This window comes from Paenibacillus sp. FSL H8-0079, from assembly GCF_037991315.1.
Taxonomy (GTDB): Bacteria; Bacillota; Bacilli; order Paenibacillales; family Paenibacillaceae; genus Paenibacillus.
On sequence record NZ_CP150300.1, the window covers coordinates 4,495,835 to 4,515,492 of the forward strand.

The 19,658-nt window shown below is 47.0% G+C and carries 20 protein-coding genes and 3 tRNA genes; 3 read left to right on the top strand and 20 right to left on the bottom strand.

Translation table 11 applies throughout. The features are described 5' to 3' along the window. Window positions 1–161: 161 nt before the first annotated feature. Together MHI06_RS20135 and MHI06_RS20140 are read right to left on the bottom strand one after the other, a co-directional pair. Window positions 162–247, bottom strand: a tRNA-Leu gene (locus MHI06_RS20135). Between the two features lie 235 nt (window positions 248–482). Beyond that, the gene (locus MHI06_RS20140; protein ID WP_340398886.1) at window positions 483–932 is read right to left on the bottom strand and encodes a hypothetical protein; all 450 of its coding nucleotides are present in this window, start codon (window positions 930–932) and stop codon (window positions 483–485) included. Window positions 933–1,139: 207 nt separating this feature from the next. On the opposite strand from MHI06_RS20140, the gene MHI06_RS20145 reads away from it, so the two are divergent. Beyond that, on the top strand, window positions 1,140–1,364 hold the full coding sequence (locus MHI06_RS20145; RefSeq protein WP_340398887.1) for a hypothetical protein: 225 nt from the start codon (window positions 1,140–1,142) through the stop codon (window positions 1,362–1,364). Between the two features lie 128 nt (window positions 1,365–1,492). Here the strand turns inward: MHI06_RS20145 and MHI06_RS20150 are convergent, their stop codons facing one another. Both MHI06_RS20150 and MHI06_RS20155 read right to left on the bottom strand, forming a co-directional pair. Continuing rightward, window positions 1,493–1,975, bottom strand: a complete 483-nt coding sequence (locus MHI06_RS20150) for a NucA/NucB deoxyribonuclease domain-containing protein (protein WP_340398888.1) — start codon at window positions 1,973–1,975, stop codon at window positions 1,493–1,495. A 108-nt stretch (window positions 1,976–2,083) separates the two neighbouring features. After that, window positions 2,084–3,232: an ATP-binding protein gene (locus MHI06_RS20155; protein WP_340398889.1), complete on the bottom strand. Its 1,149-nt coding sequence runs from the start codon at window positions 3,230–3,232 to the stop codon at window positions 2,084–2,086. Window positions 3,233–3,904: 672 nt separating this feature from the next. On the opposite strand from MHI06_RS20155, the gene MHI06_RS20160 reads away from it, so the two are divergent. Both MHI06_RS20160 and MHI06_RS20165 read left to right on the top strand, forming a co-directional pair. Beyond that, on the top strand, window positions 3,905–5,176 hold the full coding sequence (locus tag MHI06_RS20160) for an MFS transporter (RefSeq protein WP_340398890.1): 1,272 nt from the start codon (window positions 3,905–3,907) through the stop codon (window positions 5,174–5,176). A gap of 499 nt (window positions 5,177–5,675) precedes the next feature. Then, complete coding sequence (locus MHI06_RS20165) at window positions 5,676–5,816, top strand: hypothetical protein (RefSeq protein ID WP_340398421.1); 141 nt, start codon at window positions 5,676–5,678, stop codon at window positions 5,814–5,816. A gap of 69 nt (window positions 5,817–5,885) precedes the next feature. On the opposite strand, the gene MHI06_RS20170 is transcribed toward MHI06_RS20165, so the two are convergent. From MHI06_RS20170 to pyrF, 16 genes are all read right to left on the bottom strand, one after another. Continuing rightward, window positions 5,886–6,215 (bottom strand): DUF1904 family protein, encoded by a 330-nt coding sequence (locus MHI06_RS20170; RefSeq protein ID WP_340398891.1) that lies wholly within the window; start codon window positions 6,213–6,215, stop codon window positions 5,886–5,888. A gap of 159 nt (window positions 6,216–6,374) precedes the next feature. Beyond that, window positions 6,375–6,497: a sporulation protein YjcZ gene (locus MHI06_RS20175; protein WP_083679583.1), complete on the bottom strand. Its 123-nt coding sequence runs from the start codon at window positions 6,495–6,497 to the stop codon at window positions 6,375–6,377. A 116-nt stretch (window positions 6,498–6,613) separates the two neighbouring features. Further along, window positions 6,614–7,288, bottom strand: coding sequence for a hypothetical protein (locus tag MHI06_RS20180; RefSeq protein WP_340398892.1), 675 nt, complete (start codon window positions 7,286–7,288; stop codon window positions 6,614–6,616). A 170-nt stretch (window positions 7,289–7,458) separates the two neighbouring features. Continuing rightward, window positions 7,459–7,638 carry a hypothetical protein gene (locus MHI06_RS20185; protein ID WP_340398893.1) on the bottom strand — a complete coding sequence of 60 codons (180 nt, stop codon included), beginning with the start codon at window positions 7,636–7,638 and terminating at the stop codon, window positions 7,459–7,461. A 139-nt stretch (window positions 7,639–7,777) separates the two neighbouring features. Continuing rightward, window positions 7,778–9,334, bottom strand: coding sequence for a tetratricopeptide repeat protein (locus MHI06_RS20190; protein WP_340398894.1), 1,557 nt, complete (start codon window positions 9,332–9,334; stop codon window positions 7,778–7,780). A gap of 193 nt (window positions 9,335–9,527) precedes the next feature. Beyond that, window positions 9,528–9,953, bottom strand: coding sequence for a hypothetical protein (locus tag MHI06_RS20195; RefSeq protein WP_340398895.1), 426 nt, complete (start codon window positions 9,951–9,953; stop codon window positions 9,528–9,530). Window positions 9,954–10,137: 184 nt separating this feature from the next. Next, a tRNA-Ile gene (locus MHI06_RS20200) sits at window positions 10,138–10,211 on the bottom strand. A 56-nt stretch (window positions 10,212–10,267) separates the two neighbouring features. Continuing rightward, a tRNA-Met gene (locus MHI06_RS20205) sits at window positions 10,268–10,341 on the bottom strand. 71 nt (window positions 10,342–10,412) lie between these two features. Continuing rightward, window positions 10,413–10,604, bottom strand: a complete 192-nt coding sequence (locus MHI06_RS20210) for a hypothetical protein (protein WP_047843730.1) — start codon at window positions 10,602–10,604, stop codon at window positions 10,413–10,415. A gap of 107 nt (window positions 10,605–10,711) precedes the next feature. After that, entirely contained in the window at window positions 10,712–12,163 is a 1,452-nt protein-coding gene (locus MHI06_RS20215; RefSeq protein WP_340398896.1) for an extracellular solute-binding protein, read from the bottom strand. 20 nt (window positions 12,164–12,183) lie between these two features. Beyond that, window positions 12,184–13,047: an ABC transporter ATP-binding protein gene (locus MHI06_RS20220; RefSeq protein ID WP_340398897.1), complete on the bottom strand. Its 864-nt coding sequence runs from the start codon at window positions 13,045–13,047 to the stop codon at window positions 12,184–12,186. Window positions 13,048–13,049: 2 nt separating this feature from the next. Next, window positions 13,050–15,962 (bottom strand): FtsX-like permease family protein, encoded by a 2,913-nt coding sequence (locus MHI06_RS20225; RefSeq protein ID WP_340398898.1) that lies wholly within the window; start codon window positions 15,960–15,962, stop codon window positions 13,050–13,052. Next, complete coding sequence (locus tag MHI06_RS20230; RefSeq protein ID WP_340398899.1) at window positions 15,962–17,071, bottom strand: efflux RND transporter periplasmic adaptor subunit; 1,110 nt, start codon at window positions 17,069–17,071, stop codon at window positions 15,962–15,964. Before MHI06_RS20230 ends, MHI06_RS20225 begins: the two co-directional genes overlap by 1 nt. Then, a complete protein-coding gene (locus MHI06_RS20235; protein ID WP_340398900.1) occupies window positions 17,034–17,978 on the bottom strand; it encodes an ABC transporter ATP-binding protein in 945 nt (314 codons plus the stop codon). Before MHI06_RS20235 ends, MHI06_RS20230 begins: the two co-directional genes overlap by 38 nt. A gap of 273 nt (window positions 17,979–18,251) precedes the next feature. Then, complete coding sequence (gene pyrE / locus MHI06_RS20240; protein ID WP_340398901.1) at window positions 18,252–18,893, bottom strand: orotate phosphoribosyltransferase; 642 nt, start codon at window positions 18,891–18,893, stop codon at window positions 18,252–18,254. Next, a complete protein-coding gene (gene pyrF / locus MHI06_RS20245; RefSeq protein WP_340398902.1) occupies window positions 18,890–19,630 on the bottom strand; it encodes an orotidine-5'-phosphate decarboxylase in 741 nt (246 codons plus the stop codon). The genes pyrE and pyrF overlap by 4 nt, the downstream gene beginning before the upstream one ends. Window positions 19,631–19,658: the final 28 nt, after the last annotated feature.

The window sequence follows — 19,658 nt, forward strand, 5'->3', positions numbered from 1 at the left end:
GCGCCAATGCAAAAAGCACCCCTTCCGAATGTAAACGGTGGGATGCTCCGATGTGTTTGCGCGAATCCTGTGTACCTGCGAATTACTCCGAGACAAGTACGCAGGACCCATCGCATTTTTACGCTCATTTAACGCTGTGTTAGCGTTCAAAAACGCTGTTATGCCGAGGACCGGGATCGAACCGGTACGGTAGTCACCTACCGCAGGATTTTAAGTCCTGTGCGTCTGCCAATTCCGCCACCCCGGCAGGATTATGTATTTCTTGGCGACAAGAAATATCTTACCATGAACTAATTAACTTTGCAACACCTTTATTAAAAATAATAAAAAAATGAAACAGGCACTGCAAGCGTCAGCTCACAGTGCCTAGAAAGTCCGAGTTGCGGTCCCGGACTTCCGGTAAACCAATCTATATTAAGGGAGGTGTAAGATAAGAATACCTCCCCAACATTAAAGAAACCTAAAATCAGCCTTAAATTAAACTAAAAAAGTAAAATAGGTCGAACACGAGCCGCTTCTTCCTCACTGCACTCCACGATAACCAAGATATGGTCCTTTAACAGCCAATCTTCGTAATACCGCGCATCCTCCTCCGAGATTCCCGCTTCAGTCAGTGTGAGCACCAAATCATCGGTCTCACTCCCAATCTCATTACCAGCGAGTCTACGGACTGCATTTCCAATCGACATCGTCTGATCCATTCGCTTCCCCAGACCAGCCAATATGCCTTTCAGAGCGCCAAAGGCACCATCTGTTCCGGCACCCTTCAAAGGTTTGGACAGCCCCGTCTTTTCGCTCACCAGCTCCAGATTAAGCTGTTCCTTCGCCACCGCTCCTAAATATTTATCCTTAATCCCTTCCTCTTTGACCTTATTCAGCATAATTATAGCCTCGTTCTCGGTACGTGCCAGCCCAATAATCAATTGTGTCATTCCGTTCCCCTCCTTTTACCCTAATATAACCCCGTAATCCCCATTCAAAAACGGATAAAGCCTAGCTATGACAAATCACCTAGAAGATTGTTGATTTCTCTTCTGGAAATCTATACCTAGTTCTGATAGACTAGATAAAGAAGACAAATTAACCATTGAAAACATTGACATATGGATTTAACATCTCATAATCAGGAGCAATGACTTATGAAAAAAGAGGTAGAAATTTCCATCCGGCGCAAACAACAGATCATGGTTCGTAATACAAGCGGTCAGACGGTAACCGGATTTCCCGAGCGTACCGCCGATACATCCATTCTCTCCTTACGTACCGTTCACGGAAGTCTGTGGATACCGTTCGATGAGGTTGAACATGTTACTCGTCTGTTAAGCATCCGGTCTCATCATTTAAGTGGAATGCAACTCGTTTAGTCGGATCTGTAATCATAGAAATCAGTTCTCGTATATTTACATCAACAACATTTATTTATGCCAGCACTTCACACCAAAAAAAACCAGACGCATGAACGTCTGGTTTTTCTCTTCCACTTATCCTGTCGTTACTTCACTACAAACTTCACTCGTGTTCCATCCGGATATATACTTAACTGATTCCCTACCCATGAACCTGCACCACGATTATCCTTCGGGGTAATGTACTGGATATCTGCACCTGTTCCTCCCTCAGCACACATCGCCATGGGCCACTCGTCACGATCCTTACCTTTTTTGACCGGAACACCCTTAAGTGATAAATCCCGATTGCCTTCCGCTCCATTACGATCAATGGTGCATACATCCGAATGCCCTGCCTTGATAGCAGCTTTAATATGTTTGGCTGTTTCGGGATAACGCTCTGAAGGGAACGTAATAGTATGGTCTACACTCTTATTAGTCCCAGCGAATGGATTAGGTATCTCCTCGGGCCATTCTCCCCCAGCCCAGGCATAGAGGGCTACCAGCAGCATCGCTACCACCGTCAGAACCTGCTTTTTGAAACCTTGTTTACCTTTACGCTTTCTTCTTGTGCGTCTCTTACTCATGCTGTGTCTCCCCCATTCAACACTTGCATTATAACAGAACGCCCGTTCGTAAAACAATCCAATATAATAAAAAACAGCCGAGACCGCCCGGCTGTCATGCTTGATTCATTATCCTACATTGGGAATGGCCTGTTGGCGCAGCAAGGGCAGTGTCACCTCAAACTGTGTACCTTTCCCTTCTGTACTCTCCACCGAAATCTGACCATTCATCAGTTCCAGCAGTTCTTTGCAGATGGTCAGACCAAGACCGCTTCCGCCAAATCGGCGCGCATGGGAGATGTCGGTCTGGGTAAATGCGTCAAACAATTGTTCGATCTGATGCTGAGGAATACCAATTCCCGTATCACGCACAGAGAATACCAGTACAACGGTATCCATCAGTTGTTGCCTCACATCCACCTGTAACTGCACTTCACCCTGTTCCGTGAACTTGATCGCATTACTCAGCAAGTTATCCAGTACCTGCCGAAGTCTTAGCGGATCACCGATAAGCACATCAGGAACACTCAGATCAGCATGGCAGAGCAAACGTATTTGTTTGTTCTGCGCCGCAGGCTCATGTGTCTTCACAATCTGTTGGATCAGCTTCAACGGCTGAAATTCAATGTTTTCGACATCCATTTTACCTCTGCCCAGCTTCGCCATATCCAGGCTATTGTTAACGATGTTCAGTAGTGCCTCACCCGATTGACGTGCAAGCTCCAGATATTCTTTCTGCTCATCCGTGGTTTCACCCATGCTGGCAAGTTCGATCATGCCCATAATGCCGTTAAGCGGGGTACGAAGCTCATGATTTAGCTTACCGATGAATTCCAATTGCCCTCTGCTGTTCATCTCAGCCATGGAAGTTGCAAACTTCAGCTGCTGATCGGCATACTTTCGTTCTGAAATGTCGTATTGAATCCCCACAAAATACAGACACTCTCCTGACTCATTAAAGATCGGATCAATATTCAGTTCGTTCCAGAACTTCTGGCCACTTTTTGTATAATTTAAGATATCAATCTTAATGGACTCTTGTTTTTTTAATGCATCACGAATCTGTATAACCGTCTCGGGGTCTGTATCCTGTCCTTGCAGAAACCGACAATTCTGTCCGACAGACTCTTCATACGTGTATCCTGTCAGCCGGGTAAAATGTTCATTTACATACATGAGCGGAAGCTCAGGCAGGGTAGCATCGACCACCGTAACGGAGGATTTCACCTTCGAGATGATAAATTCCCATTGTAATGAGAGTTGATTATGTTGGCTCATGCCTTCCTCCTTCATCTCACACACGTTCTTCCTCCTTCATCTCACACACGTTAATGTTTATATATTCAGCATTCGTACTTTATATGGAGATACAACTAACCAGATGGTATGTGTTGATATAAAAACAATATATTTTAATTGTAACACAGTTATTCAAGTCATGTGGTTTATGGGTAATAGTTGATAACTAACATTCGACAATAACCTAACTGTCATCAGGAGGAACATACATGAAATTTCTGTTAATTATCATCATTATTATTCTGATCGTAGTCATTTTTTCCAGACGCAAACGTTAAGATGAGATCCGTTATGTAAGTTAGGAAAGGAAGATGGGTATGAGAACCCTCTTTTTTATATTCATGGTACTATGCATCATCAATCTCTGTTTCCCAAAATTCGGCTGGTATCTGCGGTATGGCTGGATTTCCCGGGGTGAAACCGAGCCCAGCAGACCTTATATGGCTATGGTCAGAATGACCAGCCTGTTAATGTTGCTTATCGCCTTCACACTCGCTATGGCATGAACTATAGACATCCGAAGACAACTGTCCTATTGGGCAGTTTCTTTTTTTTGCGTTGAAATGACGGGAAAATGATAACTTTGTTTGTGGTGCAAAGATGACAATGCCCGTAATATAGACATATCGTTTCGGAAAGGACATCATTGGCATGAACATCGCATTTTATCCATACTGGGCCGCCAAAACGCTGCTCTCGCTCATTAATGTCATATATATCATGGTTATTACTACGTTTATTTATAGTCAGACTGGATCGGTACTCTACGCTGCCATGTTTCCATTCATTCGAATTATCGCACGCATAACAGCAGGATTTACTTTGCCATTACTTGTGAAGCGTTTCTCATTCTCCAGACTGCTGATCAGTATTCCCGTAGCCAAAGCATTCCTCATGACTGGGATAGCGATTTCGTTGAATCACTTGACCTCACAACTGCCACTTCTGTTGATCGGAGTTGTCATTCTATCCTTTTTGGAAGGCTGGGAATCTCCGTTACTGAATACTTTAACGCCACGGTTGGTTCAGGGAGAAGATCTGGTGAAGACCAATAGCCTCCTCTCTTTCTCCAATCAGACGGTGACCATTGTCGGGTACGCCATGACGGGATTTGCCGTGATGAACTGGGGAGCGTCACAGACCTTCTGGGCAGCTACAAGCCTGTCCTGGGCCGTTCTGATCTTCCTGATTGCTCTTGGATCGCTCACACGGGATATAGAACAACCCGAGAAATCGATCGTCACACAGAATGTACTGCGAAAAGGCTGGAGCATGCTTTGGAAGAATCCAACCTTACGACTGATCACACTTATGGACATCACCCAAGGTCTTGTGAGTTCCATCTGGATCGGAGCGATTACGCTGGCCTTTGCGAAAGAAGCTCTGGCACGAGGAGAAGGTTGGTGGGGACTCATTAACTCGAGTTACGCTGCTGGAACCATGCTTGGAGGTATTCTGGCTCTTGCTCTGGCCAAACGGATTCAGAAGCACCTGATCGCCAGCATGACCATGGGTTCTCTTCTCCTCAGCCTGATGACCATCGTTTATGGTCTCAACAGCCTGCCATGGCTCGCACTGGCGTTATGTATACTTATAGGCCCTGTCTACCAGATTCGTGATGTGGCTCAACAGACAGCGTTTCAGAGAAGGGTGCCCGCTGAATCCTTGTCTCAGGTATACGCCGCACATGGCGTCCTGATCTCCACGGTTATGAGTGTATCCATAGTCATCTTCGGTCTAGTCGTCGATCAACTAGACGTTCGATGGGTATACCTGATCGGTGGAGCCGTGTTGATCGTGTCTGCGATATGCTCTATATCGTTGAGCCGGGCTCACAGGAACGAGCATATTGCTAAACATACGAAAAATACTAGAGTAAAAGGCTGGGCAAAACCCAGCCCCTCCTCATCAAACCGTACGTGAGGTTTTCCCTCATACGGCTTTCCGATGTTCATCTTTCATGGGCATGCAGCATATTTGCTTTGGCCTCATGACCTAGTTTCCCCTATAAGAGTTGTTGAGTGTTTTCTAGCGTGTCGTTAGCCATTTTGGCATTCACGAACTCGTACCTCTTGGTGAAACGTGAACAAAGTAGGGCTCCTTCCCTCCCGCAGGTTGTGTTGTCCTGCGTTCCCAGGTAGTATGAGCCCCTCGGACTCCCTTCCTGCTGTTCACTCACTTCACCTTCTGGCTTATAGAGTACCACTTTACGGATTCATAAAAAAAAAAATCCGTGCAGGGGAGGGTCTCCCCAGTTCACTACATCCTCTTTCAGACCATGCCGCTCCCCTTACGCCGGAGGATTCTTCGCTGTCGCTCCAAGTTCAAAACAGCTTCCCTGGCCTTCGTCCATCTACACGAGACTCGGCTTCCTCTTTTCCCTCTTGCAAGGCCTTTTTGACGACGCGGCAGGATTCACTTGATGTTACGGCCTGGACTGTCGCTCGCCCTGTCTCTGACAGGTACTTTCGTCGATACGCTTTTACGCACAGATTTCTCCATACGCAAGTATCCTAGCTACACGGGGCTTGGCCTCTCCCGCGACCGGATTTTCATCGGCTAGAAGATGCGTGCTTAGCTGGGCACGCTGTAAATCAAAAAGACGAGCAACCTCTGCTCGTCCCTCACAATCTCAATCCAATCGATAATCTGTCAGCGGTTTTCCTTGTTTATAATACAAAGTGGGTGACAATATATTGAAGAAAATATGCACATCCGGCATGTACGCTTCTTCCAGAATAGCCTGCAACGACGATGCAATCCGATTATGAATCTCCTGATCACGTTGAAACATCAGAATCTCTATAGAAGCTGGAGAAGGTGTTAGCGCTTGTACATCATGACGCTCTGCCTTCATTCTCTCCTGTGGAATATGAGTAATTCGGGCCATCTGCTCTGTAATTTGGGGTACAACTTCCTCTAGCTGAGGACCTGTGAATCCTTTAAAGCGAATAAACGGCATTGCTATCCCTTCAATCTCTGTTAATAGTCTCTTATGTGATTTTAAGCACATTGTTTTCAGTTGTCAAATGTCATTGAGGGCATCTGTTGCTTCTTATAATAGGAAAAGCCCCGCTGGAGTCCCAGCGGAGCCATTGCCTGCACGATTTCTATACGTGACTTACAGCCAGAAAGATTTTGTGATGATCACGAGCAGGATGAAAAGCACGAGAATTGCACTTGTGGAAGTCCATCCGCCGCCGAATCCACCAACATTGCCACAACCGTATCCAACTTGACTCATTTGATTGGCCTCCTTTGAATTTCAAGGTATGCCATAACATATGCGTATTCCGCGGAAGTGACCGGGCGAATCGGCAAGTTCAGCAGCCCATTCATCTGGGATTCATGCTCGGTGACTTAAACGGATGGGGCGATGGTGATATTCACTCGGTTTTGTAGCGACTTCTGAGATGATAGGTCTGTACTCCCTCTTGCCAGAAGGATTGTACGAGTGCGTGTATCACTTCGGGATGCCAAAACAACTTCTCCATCAGGCGTTATACAATACGCGATCGGAATGGAGATCTCGCTATCACGATACGAACCATCCGCATGACTTGTCCCCATGACAATACATTGATGCTGCAAGGCAATCTGCCGAGCCTCTTCGACCCATTCACTATACTGCTCTTCACTGAACATCCCCACACCAATGGAATGCATAATGATATCCACACTTCCTATATTCTCGTTGCGAAATCCTTGCAGGACCAGCTCATCACACAACAACGTGCTTATTACCCAACCCTGTTCTTCAACCGTCTCAGCAGCTGTATACTTGGCTTTCTCCAATACAATCTCTCCAGCCTTATTAATGATAATAGATCGGTCCTTCGGACGTTCGTCCAGTCTACGATGACCTGATACAATCATGGTTCCATATTCAGCTGCCAGGCGACAAGCTTCCTCGACATTCTGGTTCAAATAACCTTCAGGAAAAAATAATACATCTGCATCTGGATATTGCTTGAGTTCGGCTTCAAGCTGCAGCACATGCTGTTCCAGCCTCGGTTGTGCAATGATAATCTTCATCTGGCATCCCCCATTCATAAATAAAAGCCGGTTCATACCCGAATAAGGTACGAAACCGGCTTAAAGGTTGTACGGACAGAACACTGCTCATCGTACTTCGCTTCAAGAGTAATTGGTTCTCATGTTATTGCTCGGTGAAACAATTACCTTTGCAGTTCAATGGTATGTAGTTAGGCATTTCTACGTTCAATACTATCATAGATGGCCTGCCCATCATAGCTTCGATCTGTAGAGATATCTTTCACAAAGAGGGCGCTGCCTGCAGCACTGTTTGCATTTCCAGACAGAACACTAAATGCCCCCACAACCCACATTAATGGATATAATGCAACGGATAAGGCTCTTTTCATGTCTTTGTCTCCTTTTCTGTTGAAATAGATGATTGGTTGAATATCCCATTAATACGATTACACCCCAATTAAGTTTCAATTTTATATACAACCATCACTATTTATAGACATATAGGAGACAAGATTTTAATTGTTGCGTTCAGCTCAACTCAAAACTCTGGAGTAACGCTGCCGCCTCTTCATGATCAGGTTCCAGGGCCAGTACTTTATGGGTATATGACAAGGTTTCTTCTTCCAGTTCAAGTTCATAACAGCACACAGCCAAATCGTACAAGACTGCCGGAGTATGGTTACTCGGATCTGCGACCAACGATATCTCCAGAAACCGTTTCGCATCCTCATACATATACATTTCATATAATAACTGCCCTGCCAGAAATGCCAGTCCCCCTTGCTGCTCCATCACATAGTAGGACGACCACATCGTATGAATGCCAGACTGAATATCGAGCATTTCCTCATCACTTGCATCAGGAAGAAGACTGGAAATGTGCGTAGCACTGTGAATCAAGAACTCAGCATCATATCCACCCAGACGCCAAAACGGCAAAATATGCTTCAACTCCATACTCTCTATTCGAGAGTCTACCCATTGTTTCATACTGAAAAAATCATCCGGTCCAAAACGTTCAACAAATCGATGGTAGGCCAGCCGAGTGTTCACATAACTGATCGGTTCGTCCACCATCAGCATGCACCCAACGTTCAGATCTTTATAATGATGCGTTGTGAATCGAGTATGTGCGCCCTGTTGTTCCAGGACATATTGAATGGCATGGTAGTTGGCCGTTAAAGAAAAACTCCCGTGAAGAACGAATTCAGGTGGCTCTGCGAACTTCCAGTTATCCAGTCGATGATCCCCTTTATCAGCGGTAATCAACACATAACCTGACTGAGACAGCTTGTTCAACCGTTCGAGACAGGACAAGCCGATTGCAGGGAAAAGGATGTGTGAATCCTCCAGCTCCGCCTTGTACAATGTGATCAGTTCCGAATACGGATAGTTATCTGCACTGTATTCGGGCGCCCGGCGATACTCGTAACTCAGTGTCATGTTCTTCAGCATCTCAGCGGGTTCAAGATCATGACGACGATCCGGAGACTGAACAAGCAGATCACACTCATATATCTCGCCGTCACCAATATAGATTAATTCCTGCGGAATGCTGTCAAAAAAGTAATTGGCAATCAACAACAACGGTTGTTTCAGATCGCCTGGCCGTATAACTGTACCCGCGACAACCAGTTTTAGCTCCGTATCCGCTACAGCGTCAAAACGCGCAAAATCCACTATACCTTGTTGAATAAAGGATTGCATGGATGGATGCTCTCTCCAACCTTGCACATTCTCCGCTACGAGATCCGTCATCACATATCTGAATGGAGGTAGCTCTATTCCAGCAAACTCCTTTAACTCAATCAGTTTAAGCAGGACTTGGTGTGCCAAACGCCCTACGCCCGCCCCAAGTTCCAGAATGGTCACGGTTTCGGTAATCTGTCCCTTGTTTGCGAGGTCCTGAAGAAATCCAAAAATCATCTCTGCATACGCCGTGGCAATCATCGGATTACTGGTAATATATTGAGGGACCTGATTCTCTGTCCAAGCCTCTAGCCCCTTCTGTTCATAATAAGCTCTCTGCCAATCCCAGACCGGAGCTTCGCTGTAACGAAAACGTTGACTTTCATTTGACGTCATTAAAATGGAAACCTGCTTTCTATAACTAATTTCATAAGATTCTCAGATGTTCACGGACTACTTGATTTCGAATACCATTCAGTCTCTGTAATGCATTATATCATAGAACCCTGTCTACTCGATGGAGTTGAGTTTTCCCCTTTAACAAGAAAAAAACCTGCTTTTGAGGGCAGGTCTGTGATGTCCTTCATTATTAGTCGGAAAACAAGACTCCGTCGAAGTTCTCAGGGCCTACACGCACTGTTCCCAACAAGTTGGAGCTAACAAATGCAGTGTACGTCAATTGAGGTGTAATTGGTGGGTTGAAGTCATCGGCAGAGAAGGTAATAATCTGAGGTGCCAGGATGCTCAAGCTAAACGTAGACGTTGCGGAATAGATAACAGGGTCTGTTGGCAAAGTTCCTCTGACAATCGTAATGGTTATACCAGCGACGGCTAATGGAAGTTGTACAGACACAGTTCCCTTGAACTGCACCCGCGGGTTTGCTCCAATGCCAGCAGTGGTTATCAAACCGATTTGTCCAAATAATTGAGGTGTGTTAATCACAAGGATTGGTATGGCAATTGAGTTAGCCAAACTCGCATTCTGCGAGGTTCTTGCATCAATAAATTGACTCATGAAATCTACCTCCTATTGGTTGGGATAGGATAGTATATGCGAGATTTGGTGTACGGCGTGGACATACACTGAATTGCGCAAAAAAGGGCAGATTAGAAAGACACTATTAACAAGTTACCTTTTTGACTCTAGCACCTAAATGAAGACAGAAAAAAACCCTTGCTAGGCAAGGGTTTTAAGAGTATGGGCCCTACAGGACTCGAACCTGTGACCAATCGGTTATGAGCCGACCGCTCTAACCAACTGAGCTAAGGGCCCTAGACATAATGTATAACGTGAAGATGATGGCTGTGAATCATCCAAGTGAAACTAAATTGCGGGGGCAGGATTTGAACCTGCGGCCTTCGGGTTATGAGCCCGACGAGCTACCGGGCTGCTCCACCCCGCGCCAGTAAGAAATATTAAAACAGCGACTTAATTAATATACACCATTCTATCCTAATCAGTCAAGGGGTAATGTCAGGGAATAAAACGAACACCATAACGACCTTTGCGTGAACGATAAACTTCGACTTCTGCCGGTTCATTGTGACCGTAGATCCACCCGTCCTGCTCCATTCGTTTAGCCAGACATCCTGCTTGAAATTTGGTTGCATACAACTTGCTGAAATATACCCAGTGCATACCGCTCGTCCTTTCCGGAGTCGTCATTTATTCCTGCTTTTTGTAGAATACCCCATTTCCATAAAAATAGCCGCCAAAGATTAAAATCTTCAGCGGCTATCCTTAAAATGTTGATGTGACTACATCATCAAATCTTATTGAAACGTAGCTTTAGGGTCTTTTTTCAATTTCTCTAACATCTCGTTACCTTTAGCTGCCCATTCGCCAAGCGCTTCTTTTGGTGTCTTTTTGTTCTCAAGTACTTGATTGAAATATTCCATGCCTTTTTCGTTTACTTGCCATAAGCCTGGGGATTTTTGATACAGTTTATCCAGGTTCGTATTCGTTGGTGGGATCGGCTTCAAAGAATAGAATGCTTGAATGTTATAATCCAGGCCATCTTTTGGCTTGATGAAGCTCTTCCGGGATACCATCTCATAGCTGCTACGCGCCTTGATTTTCGCCCAATCTTCACTGTTCATGTACTTGATCAGTTCCCAAGCATCATCTGGGTTCTGAGCCGCACTATTGATCGCCATCAAGTTGCTCAGATAAATGTTGCCTCCGATTTCAGGCGCTTCCGGGTGAACTGGAGGTGTGACTACATCCCAATCCACTTTCGTAAAGTCTTTCATCTTATCTGCATTTTTATTTGCATCAATTAATTGATTAATATAACTGTAATCACCAATAACCATGGCTGACTTGCCACTCAGGAACAGATCACCCTGCATTGGATTATAACGCCCACTCGGGTCCTGATCCTGTGGTTCGTCGCCTTTAGGAATAACTTTGTCAATCGCAAGTTTGCTGATCGTGCTCCATACTTTCTCCCATTGAGGAGAATCCACAGTCATTTTTTCAGCTTTGTCATCAAACGTCTTCAGCTGCAACGAGCTGTAGTACTGCTGCATGGAGTAGTACGGCGAACCACCCTGATATGTCGTGAAGGAGAAGCCAAATACATGATCTTTACCTTCACCTTTCGTTAGACGGGTACCCAGATTGAAAATATCGTCCCAGGTCATGTTGTCCGTTGGTGGTTCCACACCTGCTTTTTCAAACATACTCTTGTTATAGAACAAAGCCGATGAGGAGAACGTTGGTGTCAATGCATAAATGCTCTGATCCCCAAGGTCCTTAATTCCCTCCAGTACACTAGGCACGATATCACTGGTATCAAACTTATCTTCCTGCATCAGTGGGTCCAGCTGTTTCACCAGATTCTCCTGAATTAATGATTTCACTGTGGCGGTATCGGCCACGATAACGTCAACCGGGTTATCCCCAGTCATAATTTTCTTCAGACTTTCCATTGTATCTGGAACTTCCGGCTGTTCTTCCGTGTTGCCATACCCATACATACTGCTCTGATCAACAGCAGCTACAATTTCGATGGTTACATTGGGATGTGTCAATTCAAAAGCATCGGTAAATTGCTGACGGAAGTAACTGTCATCCTGTCCTCCCCACAACGTAGCCACACGTAATACACGCTGCTCCGTATCCTTGGCCTCACTTGCCGTACAGCCGGCAATCAGCGGCAGTGCCAGTGTTGCTGTAGCCATGACGGCCAGCACACGTTTTCCCCACATACTATTCTTCATTTCCCAGTTCCCCCTCTTAATTATCTTGGCGGTGTAATGACAATACGTTCACCGTCAAATTCCAATGTCGCCCGGTTATCAATGGATAAGGCCTCCAGATACTCTTTTGGCACCTGAAGTCGTCCTGCACGGTCTATAATGACAAATGCTTCATGGATGTCTGGCATACCCGGCTCGGACAAGTTATGCTCATCATCCAGATTCGGGTTACGCTTCACAAACTCTGTACTGGTCAAGCCGTCCCGAATCGCAACGATCCGGTCTACCTTGCCAGCAAGCGTCAAGTCATGAGTAACGATGACAATCGTTACACCAAGCTCCTTGTTCATTCTTCGAAAAATGCCCATGATCGTATCACATGTCTCGGAATCGACCGAACCTGTTGGTTCGTCTGCAAGCAGAATTTTGGGACGATTGGATAATGAGATCGCAATCGCTACCCGTTGCTGCTCTCCTCCGGACAATTGATGCAATTTGTTATGCATCCGATCCTTAAGGCCTACCCATTCGAGTAACTGTTTCGCATAAGCACGATCACGCTTACCTCCCAGAATCATGGGTGTCTCCACATTTTCCAGTGCAGTGAGGTAAGGCAGCAGGTTACGACCGTTATTTTGCCAGATAAAACCTACGGTATGACGCTTGTACTCGACCAATTGGGCATCTGTCATCTTCAGCAGATCCCAGTCTCCTACAACAGCTGTACCAGCAGTAGGACGATCAAGCCCGCCCAGAATATTCAACAGCGTGGATTTACCACTACCACTGTTACCGATGATCGCCATCATTTCACCTTGATTGACAGTCAGGTTGAGGCCCTGAAGGGCAACGACTTCCACATCGCTGGATTTAAAAATTTTGACAAGTCCTTCGCATTGGATCACGTTTACCTCTCCTCTCCCATTTTGACCGCCTGGTGAACCCGCAGTCTGCGAATCTGCCAGAGCAACATCGTTGCACCAATCACCAGCATCACTACGGTGACCCCGTAGAGTTGCAACATATCCTGCTGCTCAAACACAATCCGGAACGGAGGTACCTGAGCAGATACATTATCCGTCGTTTGCAGGAATGGCAGGAATAAACGACTGGATACCTGACCAATCCCAATACCTAGCAAGATCGACAGTCCCGCTGTGAACACCTGTTCCAGCAGTAGCATGCCGCTCAGTTGTGCCCGGGATAAGCCCATGGCCCGTAGTACACCAAACTGTACAACACGTCCGGACAGGTTAAAGAACCAGTACAGCACGTATCCGATCAATGAGATAATAACCGATACCAGGAACCCAAGGCTTAGAATCCCGAATACGCCACCTCGTGACGGATGTTTAGCCTGAGATACCAATTCGGTGCGTACGTCACGTACAGATGATAACTCAATGCCTTCTGCTGCGAGTTTCTCCATTAGTGGAGCCACTTTGGCATCCGGTTCCATTTTCAGCCACACCTCATAAGGAATCAGAGGCACCTGATCATAGATATAATCCAGATTCGCCACGAAGAATGGCATCTGATCTGGATACTGGGCTGGCCAGTAAGGAATGATCCCGAACACGACGAATTCAATCGCCTGCCCCTGTACACCCATGGAGACAAGATCTCCGGTTTTTAACTTAAATTTGTCAGCAAATTTGGAAGAAATCAATACAGCCCCTTCGTATTTACCAAGCAAGTCAAGGTACTTGTAGGGATGTGCCGGGAACAGATCGTTGCGGAACCAAGCCACTTGAGCAAAGTCCACATTATCAATTCCGACCAGCATTCCCTGTCCACCCGATTTACCAGAGACGATAATATTGCCCTTGGTCTGCAGCACTCTTGCTGCATGTTCAACACCATCTAATCTGCGGAATACTTCGAATGGAGGTTCAGAGTATATGACTTTCGATGGCTGAGAAGATCCACCGCCTCCACCTGGAGCACCTCCACCGCCATTTCCTCCGCCGGGAGCGCCTCCACCACCAGAACCGCCGCCTCCCCCTTGTTGACCTCCACCTGAACCGCCATTCTGTCCGGAACCCGGCTTAATCTCAGGCGTTCCTTCCCATACGGTCTGCATGATCACATCAGAACCATAACGGTACAGTGTACGCTCGGTGGAATTCAGATCAATCGTCCGGGCCGCAGCCGAGTTGTACACCCCAAGTCCCAGTGTTAATACCAGCAGGATCATCAATGGATAATAGGAAGACGATGAACGCGATAGCTGTGTTAATGTCAGGTACAACGGGACTGGGAGAAACTTGCGACCGATTAGCTGAATAAGCTTCAATATCCACGGGAACAAGCGCAGGAAGAATAATCCTAACGCAAAGATCGCGAGTGCGGGTACAAAGAACAGAAACGGCTGTACCTGCAGCTGATCGGTTGTCATACCGGTCTGGAAGGTTAACATCTGACGTTCATAGAACAGGTAGTATCCATAGCCGGCCAGACCCAGCAACACAACATCCAGGAACCAGCGTTGCCATACTGGAGCGCGGTCTGTACGCGCTTGTCGCCGCTTGGCTGATACAATGGTTGCCCGTGCATAGGTTATCGCAGGAATAAGTGATGCGATGATGGCAACAAGGACCGCTGCTACGCCCAGCAAAATAGCTTCTTTCGATATACCGATCGGAATGGACTTCCGGTCTACGAATGACAGGAAACCGCTTGCTGAGCCGATACTCTTGGCCATAAACCAACCGAGAAACGGTCCAATAATCAACGCAATAACGCCCAGGAATATGCCTTCAAGCAGGTAGAGAGAGAAGATCTGCCGAGCTGAAGCTCCACGGCTACGCAATACCGCAATATCACTCTCTTGCTTCTGTAATGACTGTTTGGCGTTCATCGCAATAAAATAAAAGACCATCGCAATCATCGGTGCTGCCAAAGTAAACAGCATGGTCTGCAATTGCAGACTTTGACTACGGAACTGCTTGAGCAGATCACCGAAGGTAATGTCTACTTTCGTATCTTTCAGCCGCTGATACAGATCGATATCCAGCCTTTCCAGCATGGAAGTCAGACCCGACAACTGGCTCGTTTGAATTTCTTTCAGATCAAAGGCATAATACCAGCGTGAATTCTGAAGTGGAATGCCTTTTTCCTTCAGTAAAACATCATTAAAAACCGATTCATCCACATAAAGTCCATTCATCATGCCGTCAAACCCCTGCACCCAATAAGGACTGTTCGGATCATCTGCCTTGAAGGAACCCGTAATCTTCACACGTAACGTGATATCAAGGCCGCTATACACCGGATATTCCAGAATATCGCCGATATGCAGATCGTTACGGTACATACCTTCTTCCAGCATAACTGCCTCGATAATATCGTCCTTGACCTGATTGCCAGGTTTCACTCCGGCAGAGTAATTCACCTGTGCATCCAGTCCACTCATCGTGCCCATACTCATACTGCGCACCCGGCTGGCGTCCACTTTCGTTGGATCTTCGGGGCTCACCTCTGTGCTGCGAATGGATCTGGAATTCACATACGTATGGAAAGGAAACCCGATGTCGCGAGGGACATCCTCACGAATATAACGATCTACTTCGTCCAGACCCCTTGTGTCTGTTTTCACACCACCAGGTGCCTGATAACTCATCAGCAACGAACCCGCTGGCAATCCCTCACTGTTATCCTGTAGCGTCTGCGCGACGACCCGTTTCAGCGCACCATCGGCATACATTGGAATACTGACGGTGAACGCAACCGCCACAATCAATCCGATCAGTGTGCTGAAGGTCATCCAGCGCGTGTTCCACATTTTGCGGAACAGCAACCGAAGCAATGGCAGCCCCATTAGCGTCCCACTACTTTCTGGCCTACGGTCAGACCTTTCAGAATCTCGACATCCGTCGACGTCTGCTGGCCAACCTCAACGTCCACTTCACGCTTGCTGCCATCACTCTCGACGACTTGCACGTACGTTCTTGAACCGATGGAGCGTAAAGCGGATACAGGAATCACAATCGCGTTCTCGGTACGCTGCGTTACGATGGAGACTGATAGAGGTGTGCCACGTTCCACGCCTTTTGGCATTTTTGCAAGTGTAACAATTACATATTGATCCAACGATTCTTTGACCGGAGGTGTTGCTCCTTCTCCCGATCCTCCACCACTGCCGCTTCCCGATGCTTCAGCGATAGGCATGACTTTAATTTTGCCAGCGACTTTACCCGCTCCATTAATGTCTACTTCTGCCTTCATACCCGCTGAGAACTTCTCCAGATCTTCCTTGGCAAAGGTAGCTGCCACAACCAGATTCGATGTATCCGCAATTGTAGCAATCGGATCATACGCTTTCACGGCTGCGCCCTTCTCTACCTGCACAGCAATAACAGTGCCTCCAAATGGAGCAGTCAACGTGGCTTTGCCCAGTTGTTCCTCCAGATCAGCGAGTTCCTGGCGTAGTTCTTCAAACGCAATCGTTGCTTCTTCGAACTCTACCGGGTCCATCTCATCCTTCTTGCGAAGTGTTTCCTTCATTTGAACTTCGGATTTGCGAATCTGCAGTTTCTTGCCACGGATCTCCTTCTCTACACTCTCCACATCGAGCACGGCGAGAAGTTGACCCTTTTTCACTTTATCCCCCGGTTTAACATTCAACTCTTTGACATGCATGCCATCGAGCGTGAAGTACACCTTCTCTTCCCGCTGACTCATCATCTTGCCGCTGCCACTTACTTTTTTCTCCAACGTTTCCGTCCGAACTTCATATTCCGGTTTCTTGGAGATCGTTGGCGGCGTAATTGGCGGAAGCACTTCTTCCTCTGTTTCTGACGGCAGCAATGAGCAGCCGGACATCGTTGCAACCATTATCGCACCAAGTACAATAACTGCTGCGCGTTTCCCCCTCTTCGGAGCGGCCCCTTTACTTGATAAATCTGCCGTCCGCCATTTCATAAACATGGTCCGCAACCTCCAAAATTGTAGGATCGTGTGTAGTCATACATATCGTTACTTGTTCTACTTCAATAATATTGCGGAATACGGCCATGACCTGTGCGCCCATCTTGGAATCCAGTTCCGCCGTAGGTTCATCCGCAAGCAACAATCGGGGTCTATGGGCAATCGCCTTGGCTATAGCCACACGTTGCTGCTCTCCCCCGGACATCTCGAAAGGACGGTGCTTCACCCGTTTGGATAATCCAACCAGATCCAGACAATGACCAACCCTGTCCTTCCATTCCGCTCGCGGTACATCCGCCATGCGCAGCGACAGTTCTACATTTTCCCAAGCAGATAATAAGGGCATGAGTGCATACGCCTGAAAAATAAAACCGATCTCCTTGCGCCGCAAAGCGGTCCGCCGTCGGTCTCCCCAATCCTGAAGAGGCTGGCCGGAGAATAGAATATCTCCGCTAGAAGGCTGATCCAGTCCACCCAGCATATTCAGCAACGTTGTTTTGCCTGAGCCTGATCGCCCCTTCAGCATGACCAGTTGTTGCGGGTTCACTTCCATATCAATGCCTTTGAGCACATGGATGATGCGACTGCCTGTCTGGAAACTGCGATGTACGTTACGCACCTCCAGTACAGGTCCATCATATGGAGGCAGCATATCCTTCTTCGGTTTGATCTTCTTCTGGGGTTCAACGGTAGTGACAGCAGCTGCAGCCACTTCATCCGAAGCGATTTCACTTTCAGGTAACGGAGGTTCACTCGTCGGGGGAACGTGCTCATTGTTGTATGTATTTTCTCCCGATTCCGTCGATACCTCCAGCGGTGTTTCCCCCTGTTGATGTTCATCGCCTGACTGGCTCTTGGCAGGTCTTTTTCTGAGAAATAAATTCTTCATGCCAGCAATCACGCTCATCCTTTCTTGAAATCCCGTTCATTTCTTCAAAAAACCTAAAATTAGAAATCTGTTCCATCCTACACTGAATTATAAACGACCGATCACAACTAAAAGTTACAAGCTTTTTACAACGGTAGGAGGGAAAAAGTTAATATTTTGATGAACAAACGAAAAAAGCACCCCATAGTGTGGGATGCCTCTTGTATATTCGATGGTTTTGCCGCTATGACGGCAATCATTACAATTTTGATACCGTTCATTCCTGAACATTTTTTTGGGGTATCAATGATATTATTTACCAAATGAAGAAGGATCTTCACGCCAGGATTTAAGCAATTCGAAATCAATCTCCTGAATCGTTCCCTGAGCCAAAGCCACATCCATCAGAGCCGTGTAATTGGACAGCGTCTGAAGTGGAATTCCTGCGGCTTCGAATGCTTTAACGCCTTTATCCAACTGGTAGCTGAAGATCGCAAGCACGGCGAGAGGTGTTGCACCTGCTACGCGTACGGCTTCGGCTGCTTTGATTGAGCTTCCACCTGTAGAGATCAGATCTTCGATGACAACCACTTTCTGGCCCTCAGTAATCAGACCTTCGATCAGGTTCTCCTTGCCGTGTCCTTTCGCTTTATCACGAATGTAGGCCATCGGCAGATTCAGTTTCTGAGCCACCCAAGCGGCATGCGGGATACCTGCGGTTGCCGTACCTGCGATGACTTCTGCATCCGGGTATTGGTTCCGAATAATCGTTGCAAAGGCTTCAGCGATATCGTTGCGAATCTCTGGATAGGACATCGTTAAGCGGTTATCACAGTATATCGGTGATTTGATACCGGATGTCCATGTAAATGGCTGCTGCGGACGCAACGCCACGGCTTTGATTTTCAAAAGTTGGGAAGCAATATGATTTGGAATCTCATTCAGTTCGATCATGCGTTCAACATCTCCTTCAAAATGGTTTCTGCCGCTTCTCGCGGATTGGGAGCGCCTGTAATGGGTCTGCCTACAACAATGTAATGACTGCCTCTGGCGATGGCTTCACCCGGCGTCAAGACACGTGTCTGATCTCCCAGACCACTACCCGCTGGACGAATTCCCGGTGTAACGGTGTGAAAAGCACTGCCGCACGCTGCCCGAATTGCGGGCACTTCCAGTGGAGAAGCAACAACCCCATCCAGTCCGGCCTCTTGGGCCAGTCCAGCATAACGAACCACTGCAGCTTCCACACTTCCCGGAATGCCAATCTCGGTATTCATCGTTTCCAGACTTGTACTGGTCAGTTGGGTGACTGCAATGATCTCGGGCTTGCTAAGGGAAGGATCGGCAGCGATTGCTGCCTCAGCACCTTCACGTGCAGCACGCATCATGAGAGCTCCACCCGCTGCATGTACATTAAACATGTCTACGCCAAGACGTGTGATACTCTCAGCTCCGCCACGAACGGTGTTGGGAATGTCATGCATTTTCACATCCAGAAAAACGGAGTACCCTTTGGATTTCAGCTCCCGAATAAAGTCCGGTCCTGCTGCGTAGAACAGCTGCATACCCACCTTGAGATAACAGGGAATGCCTTCAAGAGCTTGTACCAATGCTTTCGCTTCTTCCGCTCCAGGATAATCGAGTGCCACCATCAGACGGCCAGCCATTTCATTGAAATTCGTGTCATTCATCACCAGCGCTCCCCTCCACTTGCTCATT

Bases quoted from the DNA above. Each gene is read 5' to 3' on its own strand.
- MHI06_RS20140 (WP_340398886.1), bottom strand. From the start codon at position 932: ATGACACAATTGATTATTGGGCTGGCACGTACCGAGAACGAGGCTATA.
- MHI06_RS20145 (WP_340398887.1), top strand. From the start codon at position 1,140: ATGAAAAAAGAGGTAGAAATTTCCATCCGGCGCAAACAACAGATCATG.
- MHI06_RS20150 (WP_340398888.1), bottom strand. From the start codon at position 1,975: ATGAGTAAGAGACGCACAAGAAGAAAGCGTAAAGGTAAACAAGGTTTC.
- MHI06_RS20155 (WP_340398889.1), bottom strand. From the start codon at position 3,232: ATGAGCCAACATAATCAACTCTCATTACAATGGGAATTTATCATCTCG.
- MHI06_RS20160 (WP_340398890.1), top strand. From the start codon at position 3,905: ATGAACATCGCATTTTATCCATACTGGGCCGCCAAAACGCTGCTCTCG.
- MHI06_RS20165 (WP_340398421.1), top strand. From the start codon at position 5,676: ATGTTACGGCCTGGACTGTCGCTCGCCCTGTCTCTGACAGGTACTTTC.
- MHI06_RS20170 (WP_340398891.1), bottom strand. From the start codon at position 6,215: ATGCCGTTTATTCGCTTTAAAGGATTCACAGGTCCTCAGCTAGAGGAA.
- MHI06_RS20175 (WP_083679583.1), bottom strand. From the start codon at position 6,497: ATGAGTCAAGTTGGATACGGTTGTGGCAATGTTGGTGGATTCGGCGGC.
- MHI06_RS20180 (WP_340398892.1), bottom strand. From the start codon at position 7,288: ATGAAGATTATCATTGCACAACCGAGGCTGGAACAGCATGTGCTGCAG.
- MHI06_RS20185 (WP_340398893.1), bottom strand. From the start codon at position 7,638: ATGAAAAGAGCCTTATCCGTTGCATTATATCCATTAATGTGGGTTGTG.
- MHI06_RS20190 (WP_340398894.1), bottom strand. From the start codon at position 9,334: ATGACGTCAAATGAAAGTCAACGTTTTCGTTACAGCGAAGCTCCGGTC.
- MHI06_RS20195 (WP_340398895.1), bottom strand. From the start codon at position 9,953: ATGAGTCAATTTATTGATGCAAGAACCTCGCAGAATGCGAGTTTGGCT.
- MHI06_RS20210 (WP_047843730.1), bottom strand. From the start codon at position 10,604: ATGACGACTCCGGAAAGGACGAGCGGTATGCACTGGGTATATTTCAGC.
- MHI06_RS20215 (WP_340398896.1), bottom strand. From the start codon at position 12,163: ATGAAGAATAGTATGTGGGGAAAACGTGTGCTGGCCGTCATGGCTACA.
- MHI06_RS20225 (WP_340398898.1), bottom strand. From the start codon at position 15,962: ATGGGGCTGCCATTGCTTCGGTTGCTGTTCCGCAAAATGTGGAACACG.
- MHI06_RS20230 (WP_340398899.1), bottom strand. From the start codon at position 17,071: ATGTTTATGAAATGGCGGACGGCAGATTTATCAAGTAAAGGGGCCGCT.
- MHI06_RS20235 (WP_340398900.1), bottom strand. From the start codon at position 17,978: ATGAGCGTGATTGCTGGCATGAAGAATTTATTTCTCAGAAAAAGACCT.
- pyrE (WP_340398901.1), bottom strand. From the start codon at position 18,893: ATGATCGAACTGAATGAGATTCCAAATCATATTGCTTCCCAACTTTTG.
- pyrF (WP_340398902.1), bottom strand. From the start codon at position 19,630: ATGAATGACACGAATTTCAATGAAATGGCTGGCCGTCTGATGGTGGCA.